Source organism: Streptococcus oralis, assembly GCF_003942875.1.
Lineage (GTDB): Bacteria > Bacillota > Bacilli > Lactobacillales > Streptococcaceae > Streptococcus > Streptococcus oralis_BX.
This window is the reverse complement of record NZ_RMVK01000006.1, coordinates 105,413-127,100: the sequence shown is the minus strand read 5'-3', so window position 1 is coordinate 127,100 and position 21,688 is coordinate 105,413. Positions and strand designations below refer to the sequence as shown.

Below are 21,688 nucleotides of genomic sequence, written 5' to 3'. Positions count from 1 at the left end.
TCTCCAATACATCTTTATTTTCTCTTGCTAAACACTTTAACAAATAACATCCAAAGAAGAATAGCGACGAGACTGATAATAACCACTATAAAGTATGTTTCTTCCTTTGTCAATAGTTCTTGCCAGTTGATTTGGATTCCCATTTTTTCTTGAAATTCCTGTAACAGACCGCTATTTCCTGTAAATGTGGTCTCTAATGGCTCTTTCATTAAGACTTGTCGATAGAGAGAAGCAATATAAGTTGTAGGGGTACACTTCATGATAATCTGTGCAAAATCAGGTAATACTCCAATAGGGACATAAGTTCCTACTAAAAATCCAGAAGCAGTCCCCACTATCGTTGCCAGTTTGCCAAGGCTATCTACAGATTGAAAACGGTAAATCAAGAGAACATTTACCAAACTTGAAATCAGACTGCTTAATAACATAATCAAAGCGATTTCCGGTAAATGACTGATAACTGGGCTCTCTTTAAAATAAAAACTCATAACAGCATACATAAACATCTGCATGACAAAAGAAATGACAATACTACTGATTAGATAGGATGCCTGTAAGCCCCAGTTACCTAAATCAGTCAAGAATAGATCTTGATCCACTTGATTTTCGCGGTCCTGAACCATTTGTTTAAGAGCCGTAAAACTGGTCGTAATCCCAGTCACAGCCAAGGTCCCACCCATCAGCCAGTTATTTAAAAGGTTCGTACTATTAGGGAGTTGGGACCAAGAATCCGTCAAATTCTTCTGCAAAAAAATGATATAAAGGAGGAAGGAAATCAATGCCCCCAATAATGAGAAAAATACTCCCGAACGATTACGAAAATATAAGATAAAATTCCGTTTCAATAAAGCTAGCATTAGCGAACCTCTCTTCCTGTAAGTGCAATAAAGGCATCATCCATAGTACCCGAACGAAACTCAAAAGAATCAATTTCTTCTCGAACTTTTGCCAAATATTCAATGGCTTCCTGTGACGTCCTTGGATAAAAAAGATATTCCAACTCATTTTCTTCCTCTACTGTCATTCCAGTCTGTAGCAACTTTTCTAAATCCTTCATTTCCTTAAAACGAATTTTTAGAATATTAGATGCATACTGACTTTTAATAGCAGTCGCAGAACCTTGCGCAATCACTTTCCCATGATCAACGATATAGATTTGATCCGCTTCATCTGCTTCATCCAGATAATGAGTCGTTAAGATAATAGTCATCCCTTCATCCTTTTGTAGTCGATACAGTAGATCCCAGATGGATTTGCGAGTTTGAATATCAAGACCTGTCGTTGGTTCATCCAAGAACAGAATATCTGGTCGCGAAAGAAGAGCACGCGCAATATCAACCCGACGTTTTTGCCCACCTGACAAAGTCCTATATAGTTGTTTCTGGAATGCAGTCAAACCCAGTTGATGAATCAAATCATCCACACGACTTACTGCAATCTCCTTATACTGTTGAGCACGAATCGTGAGATTTTCCCTAACCGTCAACATCTCATCCAGTACACTAGCTTGAAAAACCACTCCGATTTTCGTATTTGGCGCATATCGAATCTGACCTTGTGTCGGCTTTTTCAAACCGATTAACATGGAAATGGTGGTTGATTTCCCTGCACCATTGGGTCCCAAAATAGCATTGAAACTTCCTTTTTCAAACTCTAACTGAATATCATCGACAGCCATATGATTGCCGTACCGTTTAGTCAAATGTTTAGCTTGTAAAATCATATTTTTTCCTCCTCTTAACCACACTAGTTTAACAAAAAGAATGAAAGAAAAATCGACTTTTGAGATAAGCAGTTAAAATGAAAGGCCAAGTGGTAAAATAATGGGGGTTAAATTAAAGTGGTGCAGGCTGCAACCGTTTTTCTACCATCGAATCACTAGAGGATGTTGAAAAACACTTATAACCATACATTATATTTTTAAACATACGCTATAAAAGAGATGTTTTATAGCATCCGGCAGAAAAATCCAAGAGTCAATAGTATTGTTCTCGCTAAACCAAACAATAAAAAATGAATCAGAAATCATGGCACGCACTCCCTTCTAGTAAAATGAAAATGCTGAATAGGACATGATTGAATTTGAAGCAAGTATGGTCCTGAATTTGAAACTGCCATTAACGATAAGTCTATCTATTAGGAAAGAAATCTTCAATACAAGCAAAAACAGCTCTTGTTACCCAAGAAGAGCTGTTCTATTTTATGAAAGAGAGAGTCACTAGTGCCCCTTGTGCTTCTCTCTACGTTTTTGCTGTTTGCGTTCAAATTTCTCTTGCTTGAGCAATTGCTTTTAGAGACTGGACTGTTGTTTTGAATGCTTTTTTCGTTCCTCATACTGCAACTGTAAAAGCTCTTGTGACTTAGAAGAAACTTTCTGCTTCACCTGTTTCTTTACAGCTCGCTGCAGACGCTTCGGATTCTTAATCTTCACATGCTGTTTGACTGTTGCCTCTGGACTAAAAGATAACCGAACAAACTGAGTCTGTAAAAGTTTCAAAATTTCATCCTCTTTTGGTTCCTGACCAAATGTCACTCGACAAACTTGATAAGTTCCCTCATACTCTTGTTCAAACAATCCATGCCAAAATCCATCTTCAAAATAAACTGTCAAGCCAATTGAAACGATTTCCACGACAGCACCTCCTTAAATCTATCCCTAAGAATGGACAACCAAGGAGGAAGGTTACTAATAGGCTTGCCTACGTCTGGACTACCAACCAGAACTGTGTTTTTATCTTAGTTGGGACTATTATAGCACGGTTCAGCACTATCTACAAATTTTTCAAATGTGTATCAAAAAAATTTATCGTAGCAAACCAAGAGTCTACACTTTCTTTCATTAATAAGTGCCAATCTTTTCGATAACGATGATTCGGTTGATAAGCAACCGTTAACATATGCCCCGTTTCATGGTATTTTTTAAACAAAATGGATTTCCCTTTATAATGTGAAATAATATCATCTATCGCGGATGACGCATCCCATATTTCATCGACATCGCTTCCTAGTAATAATAAAGGAGAGGCAATTTTACTCACATCAATCTGAGCCCTACTATCTTCAGAAATATGTTTTCCAAAAAACTTGTTTAACAAATAATTTCCTAGTTGAAATTTTTGATACGGAAGTTCTTTTTGCAAATATGTCCAAGAAGATGAGTGAGAGTTGAGTTTTCCCTTTATTCCCTCAAATATTACATTTGAGGGGGAATTGAGTACCAAACATTGCACATCATCCAAAATACTTTGTCCAGCCAGAACAAGCTCTGCTCCTTTAGAACGACCATATATTCCTATTTTTGTATTATCAACTTGAGGATGATGACATAGAAAATCTTTCGCTTCCTCCAGACATTCTATCGGAATTCGTTCTAAGTTTTGGGGTAATCCCTCTAAACCAAAATAAGCTATCGCAAGACAAATGTAGCCTCTAGAAGATAAAAGTTGGGCAATGTTCTGAGCTTTTTCAATTCTTCCCTCACTACCACTAACAATAATCACGGCTGGTGCCTTTCTTAACTTTTCATCATAAAATAATCGACCTTGAAAATGCTTATCATAAATATCTTGATACCTTATTCCCAGATTCATATAACGCCTTACAAAACTTTGCTCCGCAACCACATCTTTCCCCAGCCTGATTTTAATTTCAACACCAAAACAATTTCGTAATGGAATTTTATCAAGAGAACTGGGTAATCTCCTTTTCCTATTCTTCAACGGTTTCGCATTAAAGAACAAGCCCATTTCTGAAACTCCTTTATAAGATCCCGAAATAGATGCTGTTTGAGAGGTGTCAATCATACCGTCCTGATCAGATAAAAAAATTGCAGTTGATTTCCACATGACATCATGATCTAAAAGTAAGGGAGCATTTATACAGTAATAATCAGACAGGTACATTTCTACACAATACCTTGTCCTTGGTTCTAAACCATTGATAGTAATATAAAAAGATTCATCTGCTAAGTCAGTTTGTGAAATCAGCTCAATATTTACAGTCATATCTTCTCCTTTTGTTAATATACTTAACAACTAAGTTTAAAATTTACCGTGACTTTCACCACGGTAATCCTCCCCATACATTTTCAATATCATCCATCAATTTCACAACTGTTTGAAGCTCCTTCTCGCTATAGTTGTTTAAAACTGAAAAGACCGATTCTTCAATATATGCTTGTTGCTCCTTATGGATTTTAAAAACTTCGATACCTTTTTCAGATAATCTCAAATATTTATTTTTCCCATTATTCGGAGCAAAATCAAAAACAACTAAATTTTTTTGAATTAATCTCCTAACACTTTGAGTTATTGCACTTCTCGAAACTTTTAATAATTCAGATAATTTCACTAGATTTAAGGGCTGATTTTTCCCAATCACAACAATCAAATGTACCTCATTCAACGTAATGGATTTGTCAATACTAATTTTATGTTGATTTTTTTTTAGCTGTTCAAATGCTAAAATAAATCTATTAAAACGATTATTAAATGTAATAAATTCTTTTTTATCCATAATCTCTCTTTTCTTTGTTAATTATATTAACAAAATAGAAACTTCTTGTCAAATAAAAATCCTCCAGATTCTACTCTGAAGGATTCCTATCTTATTTCACAACGATATTTACCAGCTTGTTAGGTACTGCAATCACCTTCACGATTTCCTTGCCGTCAATTTCTGCTTTAACTTTTTCATCCGCTAGAGCGATTTCTTGCAATTCTTCACGTGATAGGTCTTTAGCGACCATCAATTTGGCACGGACTTTTCCTTTGATTTGGATGACGATTTCGATTTCGTCTTCAACCAATTTACTTTCGTCCCATACTGGCCAAGCCACATAAGAGATGGACTCACCTGTTGCTGCAACTGTTTGCCAGAGTTCTTCTGCCAAGTGAGGTGCAAATGGGGCAATCAATTGGATAAAGCCTTTGGCATAGTCCACATAGAGTTTGTCTTCCTTATTAGCAGCGTTGACAAAGACCATAAGTTGGGCAATTGCTGTGTTGAATTTCATGGATTCGATTTGCTCAGTAACAGATTTAACGGTTTCGTTATAAACCTTGTCAAGAGCACCATTGTTTTCCGCAGCAATTTCTTTACTTGTAATCAAACGGTAAACACGGTCAAGGAATTTACGGCTTCCTTCCAGACCTTCTTCTGACCAAGCGATGGAAGCATCGAGTGGCCCCATGAACATTTCATAGACGCGAAGGGTATCGGCACCGTATTGTTCCACCACATCGTCTGGATTGACAACATTCTTGAGCGATTTAGACATCTTGGCTGGTGCTTGCTCCAGTTCTTCTCCTGTTTCCACATGGAAGAAAGAACCGTCACGTTTTTCAACCTTATCAGTCGCCACAAGAGCCCCACGGTGGTCACGGTAGCTTGTTCCCAAGATCATTCCTTGGTTAAAGAGTTTTTGGAATGGCTCTTTTGTTGGAACAACACCGAGGTCATAGAGGAATTTGTGCCAGAAGCGAGCATAAAGCAAGTGAAGAACGGCATGCTCTGCCCCACCTACGTAGATATCGACTGGCAACCATTGTTTGAGAAGATCCTCATCAGCCAATTTCTCAGTATTGTGTGGGTCAATATAGCGGAGGTAGTACCAGCTTGAACCAGCCCATTGTGGCATAGTGTTTGTTTCACGACGACCTTTAACGCCATCTTCACGCGTCACTTCAAGCCAGTCGGTCAAGTTAGCCAATGGGCTTTCCCCTGTACCTGAAGGGCGGATGTCCTTGGTTACTGGCAAGACAAGTGGCAATTCATTTTCAGGAACAGCCGTTGAAGTTCCATCTTCCCAATGAATGATTGGGATTGGCTCACCCCAGTAACGTTGACGGCTAAAGAGCCAGTCGCGGAGACGGTAGGTAACCTTCTCTTGACCGCAACCTTTCTCTTCCAACCAAGCCACAATCTTAGCAATAGCGTCTTCTTTGTTAAGGCCATCTAGGAAGTCTGAATTGACATGAAGACCATCTTCAGTATAGGCAGCTTCTGCTACATTTCCACCTTCTAGCACTTCTACGATTGGAAGGTCAAATTGTTTGGCAAATTCCCAGTCACGTTGGTCATGGGCAGGCACAGCCATGACAGCACCTGTTCCATAACTAGCAAGCACATAGTCTGCAATCCAGATTGGAATTTCCTTACCATTGACAGGGTTGATAGCATAAGCGCCCGTCCAAACCCCTGTTTTTTCCTTGGCAAGATCGGTACGAGCCAAGTCAGACTTGAGACTAGCTTGGTGTTTGTAGTCTGCAACTGCATCAGCTTGCTCTGGACTTGTGATGGCGTCAACCAAGTCATGCTCAGGAGCCAAGACTGTGAAGGTCGCACCGAAAAGAGTATCAGGACGAGTAGTAAAGACTGTGAATTCCTTGTCAGTCCCTTTCACTTTGAAAGTTACATTGGCACCAGTGGATTTGCCAATCCAGTTGCGTTGCATATCCTTGATAGACTCTGGCCAATCCAACTCATCCAAGTCATTAAGCAAGCGCTCTGCATAGGCCGTGATTTTAAGCATCCATTGGCGCATTGGTTTGCGGACAACAGGATAGCCACCACGCTCAGAAGTTCCGTCAGGAAGGACTTCTTCGTTTGCGATAGCTGTTCCCAACTCTTCCACCCAGTTTACTGGTACTTCCGCTTCATAGGCCAAGCCTTTTTCGTAAAGCTTGGTAAAGATCCACTGAGTCCACTTATAGTAGTTTGGATCTGTGGTGTTAACTTCACGGTCCCAGTCGTAAGAAAATCCAAGCGCATTGATTTGGCGTTTAAAGTTGGCAATGTTTTCCGCTGTAAAGTCAGCTGGGTCATTCCCTGTATCCATGGCGTATTGCTCTGCAGGCAAACCAAAAGCATCCCAACCCATTGGGTGAAGGACATTGTAACCTTGCGCACGTTTGTAACGGCTGAGGATATCGGTTGCAGTGTAGCCTTCTGGGTGTCCTACGTGCAGACCTGCTCCAGACGGGTAAGGGAACATGTCAAGCGCATAAAACTTCGGTTTTGATGCATCTGTTCCTGTCTTAAATGTATGATGTTCTGCCCAGTAGCCCTGCCACTTAGGCTCAATTTCTTTATGATTGTAAAAACTCATGGTCTCTCTCCAATTTTGTGATGTTACTATTATACCATTTTTGGGGGAATTTGAAAGACGAGAAATGTTCTTTTAGACTTGGATAACAAGAAATACTGAGTCGCAAATCCACCTTATTTAACAGGAAAAAAATTAGCTCCCACTCGGAGCTAACTTCTATCAATTTTTTATTTCTTCCATCTTCTCACGTCCGAGCTCTCGATAGCTACGGTCACCAACAACTTCTACGCTAAACTGACCGTCCTCATATTCAAGAATCGTCACGCTACCATTATCTAGACCATGTGGATGCATACCATTGATCAGATACACAATAGTCCCAATGGTCATTCCATGGCTGACGACGAGAGCATTGCCCCCACCTTGTTCTTCCATTTCTTTGGCAATCGTTTCAAAACCTTCTTTGATTCGACCACTGAGTTTTTCCCAGCCTTCTGCCCAACCAGCAGTATCAACCTCTACCAAACCTTCTGCTAGTTCTGCATAGGACAACTGATGAACATGGTCCACATTAAAAATACGAGGAATCAACCCCATAAAGAGGTCCCCATCATAGGCCCCATCAAAACTACCAAAGCACCACTCACGGATTCGCTTGTCCATGCGGTAAGGGATTTTCCCCTGCAGGCCAAGTTCTTCTAGGATAATTCCCATGGTTTGAATAGTGCGACCTGAATCACTGGAATAAGCGCGGTCAAACTGCAAGCCAGACTCTCTCAAGCCAATTCCCAGTTCATGGATTCCCAACTCACCTTCTGCAGTCAGAGGTGTATCACTCCATCCTTGAGCACGTCCAATGGTGTTAAACATCGTTTTCCCATGACGGACCAAATACAATCTTACTTTAGACATTTTCTATCCTCCATTTTCTTCTATTATATCATGGATCAAAGAAATATTCGGCTTTCAAAAGCAAAGCCAACATTTGTAAATTATCCAAAAGAAAAGCTACCCTCATGGTAGCTTCCCTAGGAGATTATTATGAAAAAGTTTAGGATTTCTATTAAATAAAGTTAGGAGGTCTTTATTTAATGATTATAGTATACACAGTCATCCTTAAACTCAACTTAAATCCTCTCGCTTTTTTATTAATTTTTAAAACTATGGATTGGAGCTGGGATTTGCCCACCGCGAGAGATGAAATCAACAGACGAAGCCCCGTTGACCTTCATAACTGGAGCTGTCCCTAGCAAGCCTCCAAACTCAATCATATCGCCTTCTTTGCCCTTTGGAATAATACGGACGGCCGTTGTTTTCATGTTAATGACACCAATTGCCGCCTCATCCGCAATCATAGCTGCAATGGTTTCAGCAGGCGTATCTTCCGGAATGGCAATCATATCCAGCCCAACAGAACAGATAGCCGTCATGGCTTCTAGTTTCTCTAAATTCAGAGAGCCATCTTGTACCGCACCAATCATCCCCTCATCTTCAGAAACGGGGATAAAAGCACCTGACAAGCCACCGACTTGGTTACAAGCCATCACTCCGCCCTTCTTAACTTGGTCATTCAAAAGAGCGAGGGCAGCCGTCGTCCCATGCGTACCAACTGTTTCTAGGCCCATTTCCTCAAGGACACGAGCCACAGAATCGCCAACTGCAGGAGTTGGTGCCAAGCTTAGGTCTACAATCCCAAAGTCAACACCCAGTCTCTCGCTGGCCATTTGACCGACTAGCTGACCAATACGAGTAATCTTAAAGGCTGTTTTCTTGACCGTCTCAGCTACAACATCAAAACTCTGACCACGAACTTTCTCCAAGGCGCGTTTGACAACACCAGGACCTGAAACACCAACATTGATGATAACATCTGCTTCCCCAACACCATGGAAAGCCCCTGCCATAAAAGGATTGTCCTCAACAGCATTAGCAAATACGACCAACTTGGCCGCACCCATATCTGATAGCGCAGCTGTTTCCTTGATGATACGCCCCATATCAGCGACCGCAGTCATGTTGATACCTGACTTGGTTGAGCCAATATTGACGGACGAGCAGACCTTATCTGTCTCAGCTAGAGCACGGGGGATAGAATTGATGAGTATCTCATCACCTTTTTGATAACCCTTTTGTACCAAGGCAGAGAATCCACCAATAAAATCAACACCGATCTCCTTGGCAGCCTTGTCAAGAGCCTTTGCCAAAACAACATAGTCCGTCGCATCAGTCGCTGCACCAATTAAAGAAATCGGAGTCACCGATACCCGTTTATTAACAATAGGAATCCCAAGTTCTGCAGCAATTTCGTCTCCTACAGCCACTAAATTTGCAGCTTTAGTGGTGATTTTTTGGTAAATCTTTTCAGCAGCACGTTCAATATCTGGATCAATACAATCCAAAAGGGAAATCCCCATGGTGATGGTTCTGATATCGAAGTTCTGCTCCTCGATCATGGCAATGGTTTCTGTAACTTGTCTAATATCCATAGCCACCTCCTAGATATTATACATAGCGTCAAAAATCGCCGCACTTTGAATATTTATTTTGACATTCAAGGTCTGACCGAAAGTTTCAAACTCATTTCGAAGATAAGTGAAATCCTGTTTTTCGTCACTAGAAACGACCGCCATCATAGTAAAGTATTCATCCAACACCGTCTGAGAAATATCGTCAATATTCAAACCCAACTCTGCAATCTTAGTAGACACGCCTGCAACGATCCCAGCCTTGTCCTTACCAACCACTGTAATAATAGCCTTCATTCTTATACCCCATTTCTACGATTATTAGAAAACCTGAACGTTTTTGATTTTCTTTTTTCCTAGTATAGCATATTTCCGAAAAAAATACTAAAAAACGCCTGCTTACGAAGTTGTTCTTAAACAAAAAAACAATTTCGTAAACAAGCGTCTACCCTATCAAATGATGATGAGTGTTCCCGCTAGGACCGAAGTCCCAGCGGTAGACCAGAGCTAGACTAAGAGCACAAGACTCCATCATCATAACACTCAACAAAATTGATGATTTTATACTAATTCGATGATTGCCATTGGCGCAGCATCACCACGACGTGGTTCAGTTTTAAGGATACGAGTGTATCCACCGTTACGTTCAGCATAACGAGGTGCGATTTCTGAGAACAATTTTTGAAGTGCTGTAGTAGAAGTGTACTTATCAGTTGCTTCATCATAGTTTTCAGATGCGATTTCATTACGTACGAAAGCAGCTGCTTGACGACGTGCATGCAAATCACCACGTTTACCTAGAGTAATCATTTTTTCAACAGTTTTACGGATTTCTTTAGCACGAGCTTCAGTTGTCACGATTGATTCGTTGATCAAAAGGTCAGTTGTCAAATCGCGAAGCATTGCTTTACGTTGTGAGCTAGTGCGTCCTAGTTTACGGTAAGCCATGTATTCCTCCTTTATTTATCTTTTAATCCAAGACCCAAGTCAATGAGTTTGAGTTTCACTTCTTCCAAACTCTTGCGTCCAAGATTTCGTACTTTCATCATCTCTGCTTCAGATTTTTCTGTCAAATCATGCACAGTATTGATACCGGCACGTTTCAAACAGTTGTATGAACGCACAGACAAGTCCAGTTCCTCAATCGTACGATCCAAAATACGATCGTCAGATTCAGTATCAGCTTCTTTCATCACTTCAGTTGACTTCGCAATCTCAGTAAGATTTGTAAACAAATCAAGATGTTCTGTCAAGATACGTGCTGAAAGCCCTAAAGCATCTTCTGGAATAATTGTTCCATTAGTCAAGATTTCAAGGGTTAATTTGTCAAATCCATCATTGCTACCTACACGAGCAGGCTCTACTTGATAGTTGACTTTTGTAACTGGTGTATAAATAGAATCTACAGCAAGTGTTCCAACTGGTGCATTATCTTTTTTGTTTTCATCAGCAGGTACATATCCACGACCACTGTTAACAGTCATTGTCGCTTTTAGAGAAGAACCTTCACCGATTGTAAAGAGATAATGATCTGGATTTACAATTTCAATATCACTGTCAGTCAAAATATCTCCAGCTGTAATTTCAGCAGGACCTTCAACGTCAAGTTCAATGAGTTTTTCGTCTTCAACGTATGATTTCACTGCAATCCCTTTAATGTTCAGAATGATTTGCATCACGTCTTCACGAACACCTGGAACTGTGTCGAACTCATGCAAGACACCTTCAATGTTGATAGATGTCACTGCTGCTCCTGGTAGAGAAGCTAGTAGTACACGACGAAGAGAGTTACCAAGAGTTGTACCGTAGCCACGTTCAAGTGGTTCGATTACAAACTTGCCATAATCTTTATTTTCATCAATTTTTGTTATATTTGGTTTTTCAAACTCAATCATTTAGTTACTCCCTCTTAAACGAAAAGCAGTGTAATGCGATGATTATACACGGCGACGTTTTGGAGGACGAGCACCATTGTGTGGCACTGGAGTCACATCACGAATTGCTGTTACTTCAAGACCAGCGGCAGCAAGCGCACGAATAGCTGACTCACGACCAGAACCTGGACCTTTTACAGTAACTTCAACTGATTTAAGACCGTGTTCTTGTGCAGATTTAGCAGCAGCTTCAGAAGCCATTTGAGCAGCGAATGGTGTAGATTTACGAGAACCTTTGAAACCAAGAGCACCAGCTGATGACCAAGCAATTGCATTACCATGCACATCAGTAATCATAACAATAGTGTTATTAAATGTAGCGTGAATATGAGCAATACCAGATTCGATATTCTTTTTCACACGACGTTTACGTGTTGGTTTAGCCAAGACTTTTACCTCCTATATTATTTTTTCTTACCAGCAATCGCAACAGCTTTACCTTTACGAGTGCGAGCGTTGTTTTTAGTGTTTTGTCCACGGACAGGAAGTCCACGACGGTGACGAATACCACGGTAAGAACCGATTTCCATCAAACGTTTGATGTTCAAGTTTACTTCACGACGAAGGTCACCTTCAACTTTGATTGCATCCACTTCACGACGGATAGCATCTTCTTGATCTGATGTAAGGTCACGTACACGAACATCTTCTGAGATTCCAGCAGCAGCCAAAATTTTCTTAGATGTTGCAAGTCCGATACCATAAACGTAAGTCAATGAGATTACTACGCGTTTGTCATTTGGAATGTCAACTCCAGCAATACGAGCCATGTTTTCTCCTTTCTATCTTATCCTTGACGTTGTTTGTGTTTTGGATTTGCTGGGCAAATTACCATAACACGACCATTACGACGAATTACTTTACAGTATTCGCAAATTGGTTTGACCGATGGTCTTACTTTCATTTCTTATCCCTCCAAGTTTTTCGATTATTTAAAGCGGTAAGTGATACGTCCACGTGTTAAGTCATATGGACTCATCTCGACAGTAACACGATCTCCCGCTAAAATACGAATATAGTTTTTACGAATTTTACCAGAAACTGTTGCTAAAATCTGATGTCCATTTTCAAGTTCAACCGTAAACATTGCGTTAGGCATTGTATCGACTACTTTGCCTTCAACTTCAATCACATCGTCTTTTGCCACGCAAAAGCACCTCCATAAATTTCGATTCGATGCCTCTGAAAATAGAGACAACAATTATAAGTCAGACTATCTCAGTATAACATTTGTAGCGATTTTTTGCAAGTGTGAAAAACGCTTTATTTCAAATTTGTCAATACTTTTTCGATGTCTTTGAACACATCATTGATATCTTGATTTCCTTCGATATCGTGGACCAAACCTTTGGCACGGTAGTGAGCAATGATTGGTTCACCTTGTGCAATATTCACATCCAAACGACGCTTCACTGTCTCCGGTTTGTCATCTTCACGTTGGTAATAATCTTCTTCCTTATAATCAACTGGTGGGTTGAAAACTTTGTGGAAGGTTTCACCTGTTTCGCGGTGGATGATACGGCCACTCAAACGTTCCAAGAGGCAATCTGGGTTCACTTCGATGTTGATCACACCTTCCAGTTCGATACCAAGTTCCGCCAATGTTTTGTCCAAGGCATGAGCTTGTTCAATCGTACGTGGGTAACCATCCAACAAGAAACCTGTTTCTTTGATGTCGTCCTGAGAAAGGCGTTCTTTAACAATTCCATTTGTAACTTCATCTGGAACCAACTCACCTTTGTCGATGTATGACTTTGCAAGTACACCCATTTCAGTTTGATTTGCCATAGCAGCACGGAACATATCTCCAGTTGAAATGTGTGCCACGTGGAATTGCTCCACAATTTTAGCTGCTTGCGTTCCCTTACCTGCTCCAGGTAAGCCCATAATCAAAAGATTCATGATAGGATCTCCTTATTTTGTATTTAAATAGAAGCAGAAATCTCATTCAACCCCTATTTAAAAACAAAATAGAAGAGGGGAGACGAAAATCTCTCTGATAGATAGACCTTCATACTCCACTCTCTAAGCAAAAGTAATTTTGCTTTTATTCTGTTTTGTCCATGAAACCAACATACTTACGTTTCAATAGGTAACCTTCTAACTGTTTGATTCCTTCAATACCTGTTGAGATAATGATCAAAAGACTAGTTCCCCCAAAAGCAACAGCTTCTGAAAGACCAAAGATATCTTTTGCCACAATCGGCAAGATTGAAATCACACCAAGGAAGATTGACCCGACAGTCGCAAGGCGACGAAGAAGTTTCGACATGAATTCTTCAGTACCTTTACCAGGACGGACACCATGAATGTAGGCTCCACTCTTTTGCAAGTTTTCTGCTGCTTTCTCTGGATTGATCTGTACAAATGTATAGAAGAATGTAAAGAGAATGATTAACAAGGCATACATAGCAACACCTGTCGGAGATGTTGTAGATAACATTTCCTGTGCTGTACGTACCCAAGCCCAATCATGACCTGTAGCACTCAAAAATTGAAGAATGGCTGCAGGTGCTGCTGTGATGGAACTTGCAAAGATAACTGGGATAACCCCCGCTGGGTTTACCTTCAATGGAAGGTATGAGCTTGATGGGGCTCCTTGAGCAACTTTTGTATATTGGATTGGAATTTTATATTCTGCCTGTTGAACAAAGGTTGTAAAGTAAACAATCAACAAGACAGCGATAATCAAAATAACGACAAAGATAATAGATGAAGTCAAACGGCTACTTGGAATATTGACGAAGTAGTCAACATAGATGCCTTTAATCATCTCAGGAATTGAAGCAACAATACCTGCAAAGATAATCATAGAAACACCATTTCCGTATCCCTTATCTGTAATTTGTTCCCCGAGCCAAGTTACAATCATACTACCTGCCGTGAGGATAATACCAATGGTAACAAAAACTTGTGGAGTTAAAGCTGTCGTTAATAATTTCGCCCCAGATAGAGTATTAAATCCTGCTGTAATCCCGATAGATTGAACAAATGCAAGCACAAGTGCAATATAACGAGTAGCTTGGTTTAGTTTTCTCCGTCCTACTTCCCCTTGTTTGCCCCATTCTACAAACTTCGGTAAAAGATCCATTTGTAGCAATTGAACAACGATTGAAGCAGTGATATACGGACTTACCCCGAGTGCAAAAACGGAGAAGTTCTTCATGGCATTCCCTGAAACAAGACTAAGCATGTTCAAGAAAGACAAACCACTGAGAGCTTCTAAACTTTTCGCATTCACACCTGGAACAGTAATACTTGTCCCAATACGGAAAACAAGAATGATAAAAATTGTAAAGAGAATTTTTGATCGAACTTGTTTAACCTTGAGCGCTTCTTTTAGTAATTTAAAAAACATGGGTCACCTCTCTTAGATGACTTCTACAGAACCACCTTTAGCAGTGATAGCTTCCTCAGCTGATTTAGAGAATTTAGCTGCTTTCACAGTCAATTTCTTAGTCAACTCACCGTTACCAAGAATTTTAACTCCTGATTTTTCAGCTTTCACAATTCCTGCTTCGATAAGTACAACTGGAGTTACTTCTGCACCGTCTTCAAAGACGTTCAATTGGTCAAGGTTTACAATTGCATATTCTTTAGCGTTGATATTAGTGAATCCACGTTTTGGAAGACGACGGAACAATGGAGTTTGTCCACCTTCAAAACCAAGGCGAACTCCGCCACCGCTACGAGCTTTTTGACCTTTTTGACCGCGACCAGATGTTTTACCGTTACCTGATGAAGTACCACGACCAACACGGTTACGTACTTTACGAGAACCTTCTGCAGGTTTCAATTCATGAAGTTTCATTATTATTTTCTCCTCTTTTGTAAAATGCTAGCGCCGATAAGAGAGAAAAGGTTGTCTCCCTTATCAACTCGCCTATACATGGTCATCTTAGATGACTATATCTAGTTTTAGGGGATGAGTATTGCCACATCCCCTAAGAATTCATTAGTTTACTTCTTCAACTGTTACCAAGTGAGATACTGCAGTGATCATACCACGGATAGCAGCGTTGTCTTCTTTGATAACAGAGCTGTTCAATTTGCCAAGTCCAAGTGCTACAACAGTTTTACGTTGTGATGGAATGCGTCCGATTGGAGACTTAGTCAAAGTAATTTTAATTTGAGCCATTTTATCCCCTTTCTTATGCCAAATCAGAAACTGAGATACCACGAAGGGCAGCAACTTCTTCAGCGCGTTTCAATTGTTTCAAACCTTCAACAGTTGCGCGAACAATGTTGATTGGAGTGTTAGAGCCAAGTGATTTAGATGTAATATCTGCCACACCTGCCAATTCCACAACGGCACGAACTGCACCACCAGCGGCAACTCCAGAACCTTCTACAGCAGGTTTCAACAATACTTTAGCTCCACCGAATTCTGAAAGAACTTCGTGTGGGATTGTTGTTCCAACCATAGGAACTTCAATCAAGTTTTTCTTAGCATCTTCTACTGCTTTGCGGATTGCTTCTGGAACTTCTTGAGCCTTACCAGTACCAAATCCTACGCGACCGTTGTGGTCACCAACAACAACAAGAGCTGCGAAACGAAGACGACGTCCACCTTTAACAACTTTTGTAACACGGTTGACAGCAACTACGCGTTCTTCTAATTCAACTGCATTGTCTTTAAATGCCATTTTCTAGTGTCCTCCTATTAGAATTTCAATCCGTTTTCACGAGCTGCATCAGCCAAAGCTTTCACACGTCCGTGATATAGATATCCACCGCGGTCGAACACCACTTCTGAAATACCTTTAGCGTTTGCACGTTCTGCAACGAGTTTACCGACAGTAACGGCTTGTTCAGTTTTAGTTCCTTTTGAAACTTCTTTGTCAAGAGTTGAAGCACTTGCGAGCGTTACACCCGCTACGTCATCAATCACTTGAGCGTAGATGCCTGTATTAGAACGGAATACGTTCAAACGTGGGCGATCAGCAGTTCCAGAGAGTTTTCCGCGAACGCGACGGTGGCGTTTTTGGCGGAGTTTGTTTTTATCTGGTTTAGAAATCACAGTTTTCACCTCTTTAGTTTTAAATCGTGTGCTATGCACTAAGTTGGAAAATAGGTTGGTGGTTATAAATCAACCACTCAACATTATTTACCTGTTTTACCTTCTTTACGGCGAACGAATTCACCAACGTAACGGATACCTTTACCTTTATATGGTTCTGGTGAACGAAGGCTACGTACGTAAGCAGCTGTTTGACCAACTACTTCTTTTGAAATTCCGCTAACAACGATTGTTGTTGGGTTTGGAAGTTCAAAAGTAATTCCTTCTGGAGCTTCAACTTCGTCTGGATGAGATTTACCAACAGCCAAAACAAGTTTTTTACCTTGAAGTTGTGCACGGTAACCAACCCCACGCATTTCAAGTTCTTTCTTGAATCCTTCTGATACACCAATTACCATGTTGTTCAAAAGAGCACGAGTAGTTCCGTGGATTGTTTTCATTTCTTTTGAATCGTTTGGACGGTGAAGAGTTACTTCAGTACCTTCCACACGAATTTCAATATCTTTTGAGAACTCACGAGTAAGTTCTCCTTTAGGTCCTTTTACAGTTACAACGTTGCCATTGTTAGTGATTTCAACACCAGCAGGCAACACGATAACTTTATTACCAATACGTGACATGTTTATTTTCTCCTGTTAGATTGTCAGGCCATTACAGCCAGTTTTCACGGGGGGCATTCGGATTAGAGCAAACCTAGTTTCTTTCGAAAAGCTTTGACAAACTTCTGATATTCTGTCAATACATCAATAGCCGCAGGACTATAACCAATTTCACATAAAAGAGATACAAGGTCATCTTTTGACAATTCAGCCAAAGCGTCTTCTGCAACAATAAGTTTTTCATTCAATTCAGTAGCTTTCATCTTTTTCTCCTAAACTAATTTACTCTCTATTTAGCTGATCAGTAAATCAGCTAAATTGAACACGAGCTATGGTCTGTGTGAAAAAGACAAATCTTCCTAGAGTGTTAACACTCTTTGTCAGATTTCCTATTTTCACATTGCCCATGACGCTCTTTGTATCTTGATTTTACCAAACGTAAGCGATAACTTCTCCACCAACGTTCTTTTGGCGAGCTTCTTTATCAGTAAGCAAACCTTCAGAAGTTGAAAGAATAGCAATTCCAAGTCCGTTAAGAACTTTTGGAAGATCTTCACGTTTCTTGTAGACACGAAGTCCTGGTTTAGAAACACGTTTCAAGTTAGTGATAACTTTTTCACCGTTTGGTCCGTATTTAAGGAATACACGGATGATGCCTTGTTTGTCATCTTCGATGATTTCTACGTTCTTAACAAAACCTTCGCGTTTAAGGATTTCAGCAATCCCTTTTTTGATGTTTGATGCAGGTACTTCAAGTACTTCGTGTTTCGCTTGGTTAGCGTTACGAATACGAGTTAGGAAGTCTGCGATTGGGTCAGTCATAACCATTTTGTTTTTCTCCTCTTACTAGTAGTTTGCAAGTTGCACTTGCTAGTTAATGATTGAGCTGGGCTCAGATAGTATTGACACATTCAAATGAGAGAACTCTTATTTGAACACGAGCTACAACCTGGGCAAAAAAGATAAATTTGATTTGGAGCATCGCTTCTTCACCAAATTTCCTATTTTTGCTGTGGTTGTTACGCTCTTTGTATCATGATATTACCAAGATGCTTTTGTTACACCAGGAATTTGTCCTTTGTAAGCTAATTCACGGAAGCAAACACGGCAAAGTTTAAATTTGCGGTAAACTGAATGTGGACGACCACATTTTTCACAACGAGTATAAGCTTGAGTAGAGAACTTCGCTGGACGTTTGTTCTTAGCAATCATTGATTTTTTAGCCATTAGATTTACCTCCTATATTATTTTGCAAAAGGCATTCCAAGGCCTGTAAGCAATGCACGTGACTCTTCGTCAGTGTTAGCAGTTGTTACGATAACGATGTCAAGACCACGAGTTTTGTCAACGTCATCAAAGTTAATTTCTGGGAAGATCAATTGTTCTTTCACACCAAGAGTGTAGTTTCCGCGTCCATCAAATGATTTTGTTGGAACACCGTGGAAGTCACGCACACGTGGAAGTGAAACTGAAACCAATTTGTCCAAGAATTCGTACATACGTTCACCACGAAGGGTAACTTTTGCACCGATCGCTACACCTTCACGAAGACGGAAGCCGGCGATTGATTTTTTAGCTTTAGTGATAAGTGGTTTTTGACCTGAGATAAGTGCCAATTCTTCAGCAGCTTTTTCAAGACTTTTAGCGTTTGATACAGCTTCACCAACACCCATGTTCAAAACGATCTTATCTACTTTAGGCACAGCCATCACTGATGAGTAGTTGAATTGTTCTGTCAAAGCAGGAACTACTTCATTAAGATATTTTTCTTTTAAACGATTTGCCATTATACTTCTCCTTTCCTTCGTGATTAATCAAGCACTTCGCCTGATTTTTTGTTGTAGCGAACTTTTTTACCGTCTACAAATTTGTAACCAACACGACCAGCTACACCATTTTTGTCCAATACTTGAACGTTTGATACGTGAATAGCTGCTTCTTTCTCGATGATACCACCTTGAGGAAGCTCGTTAGTTGGACGTTGGTGTTTCTTAACGATGTTAACACCTTCAACGATAACTTTGTTTACTTTTGGAAGAGCAGTAAGGACAACAGCTTCTGTTCCCTTATCTTTACCAGCGATTACGCGAACTTTGTCGCCTTTTTTTACAAACATTAGGTTTCTCCTTGATTTTTCTTACGCCCATAAGGGCACCCTAGCTCAAAGCTAGGGGACTAGTTTGTTTGTTTTTACTCTGCGAAAATCAAAGCAATTCTTCGTCAGTTTCAACTCACCTAACTTAAGTTATGCTTTCGTCTCACTTCCTAGACTTGTTTTAATTTTCATTGAGCAATCAATTAAAGTACTTCTGGAGCAAGTGACACGATCTTCATGAAGCCACCTTCACGCAATTCGCGTGCAACTGGGCCAAAGATACGTGTTCCGCGAGGAGTTTTATCTTCACGGATGATAACTGCTGCGTTTTCGTCAAATTTGATGTATGAACCATCAGCACGACGAGCACCTGATTTAGTACGAACGATAACAGCTTTTACAACGTCACCTTTTTTAACCGCACCACCAGGAGTAGCTTGTTTTACAGATGCCACAATAACATCACCGATGTTTGCAAATTTACGTCCTGAACCACCAAGAACTTTGATAGTCAAGATTTCGCGCGCACCGCTGTTGTCTGCGACTTTCAAACGAGTTTCTGTTTGAATCATTTCAGTTTTCTCCTTTCAGGTTTGATTAGATGATGACCGCTTCTTCAACAACTTCTACAAGACGGAAACGTTTTGTAGCTGAAAGCGGACGAGTTTCCATGATACGTACGATATCGCCTTCTTTGGCAACATTGTTTTCATCATGTGCTTTGTATTTTTTAGAGTAGTTAATACGTTTACCATAGACTGGGTGGTTACGTTTTGTTTCAACTACAACTGTGATTGTCTTGTCCATTTTGTCAGATACAACACGTCCAACAAGAACTTTACGATTATTGCGTTCCATTGAAATTTCTCCTTCCCTAGTCTATTATTTCGCTTCAGATTGAACTGTTTTGATACGAGCGATTTGTTTTTTAACTTCTTTCAAGCGAGCTGTTTGTTCCAATTGACCAGTAGCAGCTTGGAAACGAAGTTCAAACAATTCTTTTTTCAATTCGTTTTCGCGCTTCGCGAGTTCTTCTTGAGAAAGACCACGAAGTTCTTTAACAAATTCTTTTACTTCATTAAGTTTCATGCCTTCTCCTTATTCTGCTTCACGTTTTACGAATTTACATTTAACTGGCAATTTGTGGCTTGCAAGACGAAGCGCTTCGCGAGCGATCTCTTCAGATACACCAGCAACTTCAAACATCACTTTACCACGTTTAACTGGTGCTACCCAACCTTCAGGTGCCCCTTTACCAGATCCCATACGCACACCGATAGCTTTAGCAGTGTATGATTTGTGTGGGAAGATTTTAATCCAAACTTTACCACCACGTTTCATGTAACGAGTCATGGCGATACGAGCAGCTTCGATTTGGCGGTTAGTGATCCAGTGGCTAGTTGTAGCTTGAAGACCGTATTCACCGAATGCTACTTCTTTTCCACCTTTTGCTTCACCGCGCATTTTTCCACGGAATTCACGACGGTGTTTAACACGTTTAGGTACTAACATTGGTTATTTACCTCCTTTAGTGTTTTTACGAGCTGGAAGAACTTCACCACGGTAGATCCATACTTTAACACCAAGTTTACCGTATGTAGTATCTGCTTCTTCCCAAGCGTAATCGATATCTGCACGAAGTGTGTGAAGTGGAACAGTTCCTTCAGAGTATCCTTCAGCACGGGCGATATCTGCACCGTTTAAACGACCTGATACTTGAGTTTTAATTCCTTTAGCTCCAGCACGCATTGCACGTTGGATTGCTTGTTTTTGTGCACGACGGAAAGCGACACGTTGCTCCAATTGACGAGCAATTCCTTCACCTACAAGGTGAGCATCCAAATCAGGTTGTTTGATTTCGATGATGTTGATGTGTACTTGTTTTCCAGTCAATTTGTTAAGTTTTGCACGGAGTGCATCAACGTTAGCACCACCTTTACCGATAACCATACCTGGTTTAGCAGTGTGAAGTGAAACGTTAACTTTGTTTACTGCGCGTTCAATTTCGATAGTTGAAACTGCTGCGTCAGCCAATTCTTTTTGAACGAATTTACGGATTGCAAGATCTTCATGAAGGTAATCCGCGTATTCTTTTTCAGCATACCATTTGGCATCCCAATCACGGATGATGCCGACACGCATACCAATTGGATGTACTTTTTGACCCACGATGTTACCTCCTTATTTTTCTGCAACAGCCACAGTGATGTGAGCTGTACGTTTGTTGATTGGTGAAGCTGAACCTTTCGCACGTGGACGGAAACGTTTCATAGTTGGTCCTTCGTTTGCGAATGCTTCAGATACTACCAAGTTAGCTTTATCCAAACCAAAGTTGTTTTCAGCGTTAGCTACAGCTGAATTCAAAACTTTCAAGATGATTTCAGCAGCTTTGTTTGGTGTGAATGTCAAGATTGCAATAGCATCGGCTACGCTTTTACCACGGATGTTGTCAAGAACAAGACGTGATTTACGAGGTGAAACACGTACTGTACGAGCCATTGCTTTAGCTGAAGTAATTTCTGCCATT

The 21,688-nt window shown here is 40.4% G+C and carries 32 protein-coding genes and 1 pseudogene; all 33 read right to left on the bottom strand.

Annotated features, from left to right (window positions below; all coding sequences use genetic code 11):
- Positions 1-14: 14 nt before the first annotated feature.
- Positions 15-857: an ABC transporter permease gene (locus D8844_RS07915; protein WP_125423191.1), complete on the bottom strand. Its 843-nt coding sequence runs from the start codon at positions 855-857 to the stop codon at positions 15-17.
- Positions 857-1,723, bottom strand: a complete 867-nt coding sequence (locus D8844_RS07910; RefSeq protein WP_125423188.1) for an ABC transporter ATP-binding protein — start codon at positions 1,721-1,723, stop codon at positions 857-859. The genes D8844_RS07915 and D8844_RS07910 overlap by 1 nt, the downstream gene beginning before the upstream one ends.
- Before the next feature lie 495 nt (positions 1,724-2,218).
- A pseudogene (locus D8844_RS07905) lies at positions 2,219-2,632 on the bottom strand (YjdF family protein).
- A gap of 139 nt (positions 2,633-2,771) precedes the next feature.
- Positions 2,772-4,004 carry an acyl-CoA thioesterase/BAAT N-terminal domain-containing protein gene (locus tag D8844_RS07900; RefSeq protein ID WP_125423185.1) on the bottom strand — a complete coding sequence of 411 codons (1,233 nt, stop codon included), beginning with the start codon at positions 4,002-4,004 and terminating at the stop codon, positions 2,772-2,774.
- Positions 4,005-4,059: 55 nt separating this feature from the next.
- Positions 4,060-4,515 carry a MarR family winged helix-turn-helix transcriptional regulator gene (locus D8844_RS07895; protein ID WP_125423182.1) on the bottom strand — a complete coding sequence of 152 codons (456 nt, stop codon included), beginning with the start codon at positions 4,513-4,515 and terminating at the stop codon, positions 4,060-4,062.
- A 91-nt stretch (positions 4,516-4,606) separates the two neighbouring features.
- The gene (leuS, locus tag D8844_RS07890; RefSeq protein WP_125423179.1) at positions 4,607-7,108 is read right to left on the bottom strand and encodes a leucine--tRNA ligase; all 2,502 of its coding nucleotides are present in this window, start codon (positions 7,106-7,108) and stop codon (positions 4,607-4,609) included.
- A 159-nt stretch (positions 7,109-7,267) separates the two neighbouring features.
- The gene (locus tag D8844_RS07885) at positions 7,268-7,960 is read right to left on the bottom strand and encodes a histidine phosphatase family protein (RefSeq protein ID WP_000049285.1); all 693 of its coding nucleotides are present in this window, start codon (positions 7,958-7,960) and stop codon (positions 7,268-7,270) included.
- Between the two features lie 236 nt (positions 7,961-8,196).
- Positions 8,197-9,534: a PFL family protein gene (locus D8844_RS07880; protein ID WP_125423176.1), complete on the bottom strand. Its 1,338-nt coding sequence runs from the start codon at positions 9,532-9,534 to the stop codon at positions 8,197-8,199.
- 9 nt (positions 9,535-9,543) lie between these two features.
- Entirely contained in the window at positions 9,544-9,810 is a 267-nt protein-coding gene (locus tag D8844_RS07875; RefSeq protein WP_000644111.1) for an ACT domain-containing protein, read from the bottom strand.
- Positions 9,811-10,074: 264 nt separating this feature from the next.
- Entirely contained in the window at positions 10,075-10,461 is a 387-nt protein-coding gene (rplQ, locus tag D8844_RS07870; protein ID WP_000331493.1) for a 50S ribosomal protein L17, read from the bottom strand.
- Between the two features lie 11 nt (positions 10,462-10,472).
- Complete coding sequence (locus tag D8844_RS07865; RefSeq protein WP_049477375.1) at positions 10,473-11,408, bottom strand: DNA-directed RNA polymerase subunit alpha; 936 nt, start codon at positions 11,406-11,408, stop codon at positions 10,473-10,475.
- A gap of 42 nt (positions 11,409-11,450) precedes the next feature.
- Positions 11,451-11,834, bottom strand: coding sequence for a 30S ribosomal protein S11 (rpsK, locus tag D8844_RS07860; protein WP_001118385.1), 384 nt, complete (start codon positions 11,832-11,834; stop codon positions 11,451-11,453).
- 17 nt (positions 11,835-11,851) lie between these two features.
- The gene (rpsM, locus tag D8844_RS07855; RefSeq protein WP_000090781.1) at positions 11,852-12,217 is read right to left on the bottom strand and encodes a 30S ribosomal protein S13; all 366 of its coding nucleotides are present in this window, start codon (positions 12,215-12,217) and stop codon (positions 11,852-11,854) included.
- A gap of 17 nt (positions 12,218-12,234) precedes the next feature.
- The gene (gene rpmJ / locus D8844_RS07850) at positions 12,235-12,351 is read right to left on the bottom strand and encodes a 50S ribosomal protein L36 (RefSeq protein ID WP_001808836.1); all 117 of its coding nucleotides are present in this window, start codon (positions 12,349-12,351) and stop codon (positions 12,235-12,237) included.
- 24 nt (positions 12,352-12,375) lie between these two features.
- Positions 12,376-12,594, bottom strand: coding sequence for a translation initiation factor IF-1 (gene infA / locus D8844_RS07845; RefSeq protein ID WP_001029883.1), 219 nt, complete (start codon positions 12,592-12,594; stop codon positions 12,376-12,378).
- A 116-nt stretch (positions 12,595-12,710) separates the two neighbouring features.
- Positions 12,711-13,349, bottom strand: coding sequence for an adenylate kinase (locus tag D8844_RS07840; protein ID WP_001050433.1), 639 nt, complete (start codon positions 13,347-13,349; stop codon positions 12,711-12,713).
- A gap of 145 nt (positions 13,350-13,494) precedes the next feature.
- Positions 13,495-14,805: a preprotein translocase subunit SecY gene (gene secY, locus D8844_RS07835; RefSeq protein WP_125423173.1), complete on the bottom strand. Its 1,311-nt coding sequence runs from the start codon at positions 14,803-14,805 to the stop codon at positions 13,495-13,497.
- Positions 14,806-14,817: 12 nt separating this feature from the next.
- Positions 14,818-15,258, bottom strand: a complete 441-nt coding sequence (rplO, locus tag D8844_RS07830; RefSeq protein WP_000766089.1) for a 50S ribosomal protein L15 — start codon at positions 15,256-15,258, stop codon at positions 14,818-14,820.
- Positions 15,259-15,402: 144 nt separating this feature from the next.
- A complete protein-coding gene (gene rpmD, locus D8844_RS07825) occupies positions 15,403-15,585 on the bottom strand; it encodes a 50S ribosomal protein L30 (protein WP_000057241.1) in 183 nt (60 codons plus the stop codon).
- 13 nt (positions 15,586-15,598) lie between these two features.
- The gene (gene rpsE, locus D8844_RS07820; protein WP_000874204.1) at positions 15,599-16,093 is read right to left on the bottom strand and encodes a 30S ribosomal protein S5; all 495 of its coding nucleotides are present in this window, start codon (positions 16,091-16,093) and stop codon (positions 15,599-15,601) included.
- Positions 16,094-16,110: 17 nt separating this feature from the next.
- A complete protein-coding gene (gene rplR, locus D8844_RS07815; protein ID WP_004244055.1) occupies positions 16,111-16,467 on the bottom strand; it encodes a 50S ribosomal protein L18 in 357 nt (118 codons plus the stop codon).
- Between the two features lie 83 nt (positions 16,468-16,550).
- Complete coding sequence (gene rplF, locus D8844_RS07810) at positions 16,551-17,087, bottom strand: 50S ribosomal protein L6 (RefSeq protein WP_125328286.1); 537 nt, start codon at positions 17,085-17,087, stop codon at positions 16,551-16,553.
- Between the two features lie 62 nt (positions 17,088-17,149).
- Positions 17,150-17,329 (bottom strand): hypothetical protein, encoded by a 180-nt coding sequence (locus D8844_RS07805; protein WP_084975972.1) that lies wholly within the window; start codon positions 17,327-17,329, stop codon positions 17,150-17,152.
- A gap of 166 nt (positions 17,330-17,495) precedes the next feature.
- On the bottom strand, positions 17,496-17,894 hold the full coding sequence (gene rpsH, locus D8844_RS07800) for a 30S ribosomal protein S8 (protein ID WP_000245504.1): 399 nt from the start codon (positions 17,892-17,894) through the stop codon (positions 17,496-17,498).
- A 213-nt stretch (positions 17,895-18,107) separates the two neighbouring features.
- Positions 18,108-18,293, bottom strand: coding sequence for a type Z 30S ribosomal protein S14 (locus D8844_RS07795; protein ID WP_001085697.1), 186 nt, complete (start codon positions 18,291-18,293; stop codon positions 18,108-18,110).
- A 17-nt stretch (positions 18,294-18,310) separates the two neighbouring features.
- Entirely contained in the window at positions 18,311-18,853 is a 543-nt protein-coding gene (gene rplE, locus D8844_RS07790; protein WP_000013542.1) for a 50S ribosomal protein L5, read from the bottom strand.
- Positions 18,854-18,876: 23 nt separating this feature from the next.
- On the bottom strand, positions 18,877-19,182 hold the full coding sequence (gene rplX, locus D8844_RS07785; RefSeq protein ID WP_000497691.1) for a 50S ribosomal protein L24: 306 nt from the start codon (positions 19,180-19,182) through the stop codon (positions 18,877-18,879).
- A 182-nt stretch (positions 19,183-19,364) separates the two neighbouring features.
- A complete protein-coding gene (gene rplN, locus D8844_RS07780) occupies positions 19,365-19,733 on the bottom strand; it encodes a 50S ribosomal protein L14 (protein ID WP_000616545.1) in 369 nt (122 codons plus the stop codon).
- A 25-nt stretch (positions 19,734-19,758) separates the two neighbouring features.
- Positions 19,759-20,019 (bottom strand): 30S ribosomal protein S17, encoded by a 261-nt coding sequence (gene rpsQ / locus D8844_RS07775; protein ID WP_000440801.1) that lies wholly within the window; start codon positions 20,017-20,019, stop codon positions 19,759-19,761.
- A 24-nt stretch (positions 20,020-20,043) separates the two neighbouring features.
- A complete protein-coding gene (gene rpmC, locus D8844_RS07770; protein ID WP_000772918.1) occupies positions 20,044-20,250 on the bottom strand; it encodes a 50S ribosomal protein L29 in 207 nt (68 codons plus the stop codon).
- A 9-nt stretch (positions 20,251-20,259) separates the two neighbouring features.
- Positions 20,260-20,673 carry a 50S ribosomal protein L16 gene (rplP, locus tag D8844_RS07765; protein WP_000960948.1) on the bottom strand — a complete coding sequence of 138 codons (414 nt, stop codon included), beginning with the start codon at positions 20,671-20,673 and terminating at the stop codon, positions 20,260-20,262.
- Positions 20,674-20,676: 3 nt separating this feature from the next.
- Positions 20,677-21,330 carry a 30S ribosomal protein S3 gene (rpsC, locus tag D8844_RS07760; RefSeq protein WP_000529936.1) on the bottom strand — a complete coding sequence of 218 codons (654 nt, stop codon included), beginning with the start codon at positions 21,328-21,330 and terminating at the stop codon, positions 20,677-20,679.
- A 12-nt stretch (positions 21,331-21,342) separates the two neighbouring features.
- Positions 21,343-21,687 carry a 50S ribosomal protein L22 gene (gene rplV, locus D8844_RS07755; RefSeq protein WP_000818137.1) on the bottom strand — a complete coding sequence of 115 codons (345 nt, stop codon included), beginning with the start codon at positions 21,685-21,687 and terminating at the stop codon, positions 21,343-21,345.
- Position 21,688 lies beyond the last annotated feature (1 nt).